Below are 6,774 nucleotides of genomic sequence, written 5' to 3'. Positions count from 1 at the left end.
GGATATGCAAGGACCAGTGACTTTCAGGATTTACATGAACGTAACCAGTTCTTTGTCATTCGAGTTGCTAAATTTTTTTCTCTTTCTGATGAGATGGAACACAGTATCCCTCTTGAGTCGGGAGGCAAGGTAAAAGTGGACCAAACAGCTTTTATCGGGAAAGGTTCAAKGAAAACAAAGAGTCGATTCCGATTGGTAACATTCACAGACAACGAGGGCAATGAAATTAGAGTGGCGACAAATCTAATGATGATGTCACCGGAAGACATCGCTTATATTTATAAGCTTCGCTGGCAAATCGAGTTGTTCTTCCGTTGGGTAAAAGGCAACCTGGACCTTTCTAACTTATTTGGCAACTCCCCAAACGCTGTTTATAGCCAGGTTTACGGGACTCTTATCAGCTACTTCTTATTACGCTGGGTTTACAATGAAACAAAAGAAGAATGGGAAATCCTGCATTCATACACTTTTATAGAATTTACGCGCCGCTATATAGCGCACACTTTACCGATGGAAGTAAGGTGTGCCATTAAATCACTGTTTGGAAAATGGGGGAGTCTGTGTGTATCTACTGGAAAAATATAGCTAATCAACACCCGTGAGGGACAGTCCCTCTTCGCGCTTTAATGCACTAAAGTAAAACAGAACTGATCCGTCCCGTTCATTTACAAAACATACCAACTGTCCTATACTTACTAAAAAAGCGAGGTGTTCGGATTTGGCAATAATCACGGTAGACTTTGATGGAACGCTTTATCAGGGAAATTCCTTCAAGGCCATGTTCTCCGTCGGAAAAGAAACATTCACCGCCAAGCAATGGGCCATTGTGGCAGCAGGTTTGGCGAAGGCATCTGCCGGCGGCTTACTAAAAGGAAAAAACAAGTTCCGCCACGATTTTTTCAGGGCCTTCGCCAAGACGTTCAAAGGCAAGACCACAGAAGAACTAGATCTCTTTTTCCAGGAACTCGTGAATCACGGAAAAGAGGAAGTGCACCACACCCTTGTCAGCAGAATCCTTGACCACCAGAGTAACGGAGACACAGTCATTGTGCTATCAGGCGCGCTGCAGCCATTCCTGAATGCTTTTGTCGCACATCTTCAACTAAAAGATGTCCATGTGCTGAGCACAGAGTTGCAGTTCGACCAGAACGGCCAATGCACAGGCGAAATCGGACAAATTGTCAACGGCGATGTCAAAGTAGCGAAATTGCAAGAGTGGATGAACCAGCAGCACCCCACTGAAAATCCACCAAAAGAAATTTGGGCATACGCCGACAGTGAAAGCGATATTCCCCTGCTTCACTTTGTGAGCAATCCAGTTCTGGTTAACCCTAAAGCAGGCATGGTTAAAGTAGCGGAAGAGAATAAGTGGGCTATATTTGCTTAATAAGCTGCAATTGAAAAAAGGTTTAATAGAATGGCACCAACCTTCTATTAAACCTTTTTTATTTGTCTGCTTTATAAGGTCTAGTTGATTTCTGCTCCAGGTCCACAGTCTCACCAGGGGCATAATTCCTATGAAATCTTAGACATATACAGATTTAGAAGCTTCCTTGAAATACCTCGCCTGCTTATTTTCATTAGCTACATGTCAAAAGGTCCTAAATGGTTTCTTTTTGAGGTGTTCGATCCCAACAAACGCGTCTTTTTGCCTTGTAATATGAAGTGGTGCCGGCATAACGACCTTTAATTGAAGCCCTCTTTAAAGGAATACTAGCTAAGCTCAGTTCCTAACCGAGACTCATCGGCTATCGTTATCCCAGCGCTTACTCCGCCAACCCTCTTTTATGAATCAAATAGAACTGCCTTGCTAAAAAAGCCGGTGTATATGGCATATCATTCCGCAGCCACGCTTCAATGGTCCCTAATATTGCTGCGGCATCATACCACAGAAAGATTTCCTGTTGAATGCCGGCTTTTTGTACAAAAGAGTCACTGCCTCTGCTTTCAATTCTCGTTATCAGCCATTCTGTCAGGAAGTTTAATAACCGCTCTTTAAAAATCGGAATTCTTCTTGTGGCGAGCACTGTTTTATAAAACTTTCCGTTCTGCGCGATATGTTCCAGGAATCTTTCCAGCGTCTTCATGTTCTCAACATCATTTGGTTTTTGATTGGTTTCCGGCTCGCCCAATATGGCTGAAATCTCAAGGATCATCTCATCTGCCATCTTATCAAGCATATCCGAAATATCCTTATAATGAAGATAAAAGGTCACACGATTAATGGTCGCGTTTTTTGCTAACTGGTTTACTGTTAATTTCTCAAGCTCCCACTCCTGCAGCAGCTCAACAAAAGCTTCTTTTAGCAGCTGCCTTGTACGTACTATCCTTGGGTCTGTCTCCTTCTTTCTGTTATCCATCCTTCTTGATCTCCCCTTCTGCATTTAAACGACTATTTGGCCAGATACGTTTAGTTTTTGACCCTTATGCGACAAAAAGATTCTTTTTGTCATTTAATAGACAGATAATAAATTACTGTTTGTTGATGCCGACTCTGATTACTTTTATAATGTAATTTATATTTTGTTCATTATACTACATAGTGTAAATTATTGGAGACGTAAAAGAAAAGGATGATTAAGTATGAGTGACAGCGCAGCAACGGACATTAGTTCGATAAGAAAAGGACCAGTCATGACCATCATGATTTTGGGTGCCTTTTTTACAATTTTTAATCAAACGACCATGACGGTTGCCCTGCCTAAATTAATGGAGGCTTTTGATATTGACGCTTCAACGGGGCAGTGGCTTACTACGGGATATATGCTGGTCAACGGGGTATTGATCCCCGTCACTGGATTTCTTATGCAGCGATTCACCACCCGCCAGTTGTTCTTGAGCGCGATGTTCATTTTCCTTGTTGGAACGATCGTTTCGGCTATCGCACCAAGTTTTCCTGTATTGCTCACAGGGAGACTGATCCAGGCTGCCTCTACTGGCATCATCATGCCTTTATTAATGAACGTCGTTTTAAAGCTTTTTCCGCCTGAAAGAAGAGGCACCGCCATGGGGACAGTCGGGCTTGCAATTATTTTTGCACCGGCCATCGGCCCGACACTGACCGGATATGTTCTTGACATTTATCCTTGGCAAACGTTGTTCTATGGCTTGATTCCATTTATCGTTCTTATCATTATCTGTGGATTTATTTTTCTTAAAAATGTGTCCGAAACGACTGAAAGCAAAATGGATATGATCAGCTTGGTGCTTTCCACTATAGGATTCGGAGCTCTTCTTTACGGGTTCAGTGAAGCAGGAAGTGAAGGATGGGGAAATATCGAGGTTCTCTCAACCCTGTCGGCCGGTGTACTTGGAATAGCTCTGTTTACATGGAGACAGCTGGTTTTGGAACGGCCATTTCTTGATCTTAGAGCATTTAAATTTAACATGTTTTCACTTACGACCATTATCAATTGCGTGATAACGATTGTGATGTATGCCGACATGATTCTGCTCCCGTTATACCTGCAAAATGCCAGGGGCTTCACGGCCTTGGAGGCAGGCTTCCTTATGCTGCCTGGTGCACTATTGATGGGTCTCTTAAGTCCGGCTGTCGGAAAACTATTCGACCGCTTCGGAGCTAAATGGCTTACCATCATTGGGGTAGCCATCATACTGGTAACAACTTATACATTTACAGATTTATCTGCTTCTACCAGTTACGCTCACTTAATCCTGATGTATGCTGGCCGCCGGGTTGGAATGGCGTTATTTCTGATGCCGCTCCAAACAGCTGGTTTAAACCAGCTGCCATCCAGCCTTCATGCGCACGGGACTGCGATTTCCAATACTGCCAGGCAGGTTGCCGGTGCAATTGGTACTTCCCTGCTCGTCACAATCATGACCAGCCGCACAAAAGACCATCTGCAGGACATGATGGCGGGTGGAACCAATGGCGAATCACAAGCCCATATGGTGATGGAAGCTTCCATCCAGGGAATCAGCGATACCTATTTTGCGATGATCATCATCGGAATCATCAGCCTGGTGCTTGCCTTCTTCCTTAAACGAGTCGACCAGGCTCCTGAGGAATCTCTCGTTAGAAAGGCCAGTCACCAGAGCTAGCAGAGACAGTGAGTTAAATCTACTCCCCTTTTAAACCTAAATATGCTGGTAAGAGATTAACCATACATTGAACCTATTACATGGTTAGACTCTTTAATAGCTGCCCCTAATCAAGGATTGGGCATTTCTAACAAGGCGTTTTTATAATTTATCTACGGTGACACGCGTATTGAATGACACCCAAACTGGCTGCTATAAAAGTAAAAAGACACGCTGATCGGCGTGTCTTTTTGTCTTATAATTTAAATTGGCGCCGGCATAACGATCTTTCATTAACTCCACCGTTAGCTACCATGGATATAGTTAATAACAAAATACTTAGCAGTTTCTTCATAAACATTATCCCCTTAAAGCCTTTACGAATAAGAAAAGTATAAAGTTTTCATACACCCCCTTATTCCATTAACCTGTCCCATTCGTTGAAGAAGAGAATTTTTTATTTGGGTTCCATTTTCTCTAAGACAGCAGGTTCCCCTTCTTCTTGTATGTACGTAGAAACATATTCTTTATTCTCCTCAATTAACCCCCAAGCTACCTCATCTTGAACTATAATCCTAAACGCATCTTCCTCAGTTTGGTTATTTGGGTCATAAGCACTAAGCCAATATTCTTCATCATCGCTTGAATAACCTTTATCTATGACCGCCAACAACGAAGAAGTAGTAGTCGGAGAAGAGACTATACCATTACAAGCCGCAAGGAATAATGCAAGAATTATTATTGCGAAACTGAAACCTTTCTTCATCCCCATCCCCCTTGTTTTTTTAAACACATTGTTCCATTAAACTGCCCCAATAATTGAACATAGGACAATAGCCGGGGAAATTGCCCCCTTTAACAGAAGACTAACAACTTTGTTTAATCCATCCAGCATCTTTCAGAAAGTCTTTTCTGGTTAGTTTTTCTCCTTTAATGAATTGCCTATACGAATTGATTGTTCCATCGTGCGAAACTATATATATATGTTCAACACTTTGGCTTTTACACCATCTAAGAAAAGTTTCTGCTAATAAATTAAATTCTTGTTCAGGTATTGTATTTATTCCAGAAGTCCAAAGCTCTTCTGAAAGTCCTTCTTCGATGGTAAAGCGTGGAAATTGCTCTTTTATCAATTTCTGATTTAACATCCTATCGCAAGGAAGGGTTTTCCACTCTGGATTTTGTGGGAACATTCTTGGCGATACTAAAGGACTTACAATTTTTCTGCAACTGATGTCTTCAGTTAAAATATTTGCTGTCTCTAAAGTTCTTCTGACAGGACTTATAACTACTATATCTCTTTCTTCTAAAGCAATTTGTGATTGAAGAGATTGGGCTTGATATACCCCCTTTTTAGTTAAGGTAGGGTCTTGAATTTGTAAACTGTCTGGTAAATTTAAGGTGTGTTTCCCCTGTCCGTGTCTTATAAAAACTAATTCCACAAGTACCTCCTCCTTTAGTTCTTATTCTGTTATCCTGCCTTTTATTTGAACAGAGGGCAGCCGCTTGTTCAGCAAACTCCCCCTTAACTGAAGATTATTTTCATTATGTTAAATGATGTTCTAACCACACGTTTGGTTCAATATACGTTCCCTCATCTGTCTCCCTATCTACCTGTAATGGAACTAAGCCCTCTTTGATAATGTAGGCACCTGACGAAGGAAGCTCCATCCCAATCCAGTCCTCCCAAGTTTCAACTGAAGCTGGTATTACCATAGACTCTGCTGCAACTTTTATTATGGATGCACCTGTTCTACAATGAGTCCTAATCCAAGGGTCAAATGGAGTTCCATCTTCTCTTTTCCACGTAATGTACTCCTCCATTGGAATGAGGGGGTACTTGGATTTCAAAGAAGGACGGACAGGTGCTACCATCTTATCGAGTCTGCTTTTTGCAACTAATCCCTTCATTTCCCTGACCATAATATCACTGAGTCCTTGTCCTCTATAATCTGGATGAATGACAATGGCTAATGCTGACACCGAATTAGATGATACGTTATTTTCAAAATCCAATACTCCCTTTTCTAAAACCCCGTCCCAGCCAGAGGGTAAAGAATTTTCGTTACCATCCCACTTAAAAGGGATGGAGTTGCCACAGGCAACAGGTTCTAAGTCATCATTCAAAAGGAGAAACTGAAACTCAGGAAAATAAGTGAGTAACTTCCCCCAGTTTTTAACTCCGATGGGGTCTTCTCTCATAAATTTAACCCAGCCGATGCTATGCAATCTACTAAATTCATCCTTTAAATCTAGACGCTCTTTTAAAGTAACTACTTTATATTTATTCTTCATCTAAGTAACCTCTCATTTCTTCTAAAACATTTGTTACTTAACCCTAATCATTTAAAATTCATTCAACTTACTCAAGTGTTCCATTAACCTACACTTGAAGAAAGGCCATCTACATTTTCACTCCGCCTTGTGACGATAATACTCTACTGCTTCCTTCAATCGTTCGTTTTCCTTTTTTATTTCTTCGATGTTCCTCTCTTCTTTCCATTGATAAATTAGTAATCCAACAGCAAATAATAATGAAATTACCCAGCCAGAAAGATAAAAGGTATCTAAACTTTCTCGAGTAAGCCACGTTAAGAATTGAAATTGAAAAATTGTGAATGTGATCAACATAATAAAAGATGTATAAAACCATTTCCACCAGCTTTTCATTTAAATCCTCCTTAATCCTTGTTTAATCAATCTGCCCCAATAATTGAACAATACAGGGGA

Annotated in this window: 8 protein-coding genes; 3 read left to right on the top strand and 5 right to left on the bottom strand. The window is 41.1% G+C overall.

Features of this window, described 5'->3' with window-relative positions:
* Positions 1–585, top strand: a 585-nt coding sequence (locus FZC78_RS11190; protein WP_148939781.1) for a transposase, incomplete at its 5' end; no start/stop codon positions are given.
* Positions 586–718: 133 nt separating this feature from the next.
* A complete protein-coding gene (locus FZC78_RS11185; protein WP_148939780.1) occupies positions 719–1,387 on the top strand; it encodes an HAD family hydrolase in 669 nt (222 codons plus the stop codon).
* A 379-nt stretch (positions 1,388–1,766) separates the two neighbouring features.
* Here the strand turns inward: FZC78_RS11185 and FZC78_RS11180 are convergent, their stop codons facing one another.
* Positions 1,767–2,360, bottom strand: coding sequence for a TetR/AcrR family transcriptional regulator (locus tag FZC78_RS11180; RefSeq protein ID WP_148939779.1), 594 nt, complete (start codon positions 2,358–2,360; stop codon positions 1,767–1,769).
* Between the two features lie 223 nt (positions 2,361–2,583).
* On the opposite strand from FZC78_RS11180, the gene FZC78_RS11175 reads away from it, so the two are divergent.
* The gene (locus FZC78_RS11175) at positions 2,584–4,065 is read left to right on the top strand and encodes a DHA2 family efflux MFS transporter permease subunit (protein ID WP_148939778.1); all 1,482 of its coding nucleotides are present in this window, start codon (positions 2,584–2,586) and stop codon (positions 4,063–4,065) included.
* 436 nt (positions 4,066–4,501) lie between these two features.
* Here FZC78_RS11175 and FZC78_RS11170 read toward each other — a convergent pair whose 3' ends face one another.
* The 4 genes from FZC78_RS11170 to FZC78_RS11155 form a co-directional block, all read right to left on the bottom strand.
* Complete coding sequence (locus tag FZC78_RS11170) at positions 4,502–4,810, bottom strand: hypothetical protein (protein WP_148939777.1); 309 nt, start codon at positions 4,808–4,810, stop codon at positions 4,502–4,504.
* A gap of 100 nt (positions 4,811–4,910) precedes the next feature.
* Entirely contained in the window at positions 4,911–5,486 is a 576-nt protein-coding gene (locus FZC78_RS11165; protein ID WP_148939776.1) for a histidine phosphatase family protein, read from the bottom strand.
* 103 nt (positions 5,487–5,589) lie between these two features.
* A complete protein-coding gene (locus tag FZC78_RS11160) occupies positions 5,590–6,339 on the bottom strand; it encodes a GNAT family N-acetyltransferase (RefSeq protein ID WP_148939775.1) in 750 nt (249 codons plus the stop codon).
* Positions 6,340–6,456: 117 nt separating this feature from the next.
* Positions 6,457–6,714 carry a hypothetical protein gene (locus FZC78_RS11155; protein WP_148939774.1) on the bottom strand — a complete coding sequence of 86 codons (258 nt, stop codon included), beginning with the start codon at positions 6,712–6,714 and terminating at the stop codon, positions 6,457–6,459.
* Positions 6,715–6,774: the final 60 nt, after the last annotated feature.

This window comes from Rossellomorea vietnamensis (assembly GCF_008180415.1).
GTDB lineage: Bacteria > Bacillota > Bacilli > Bacillales > Bacillaceae_B > Rossellomorea > Rossellomorea vietnamensis_C.
This window is presented reverse-complemented; position numbering and strand designations above follow the sequence as displayed.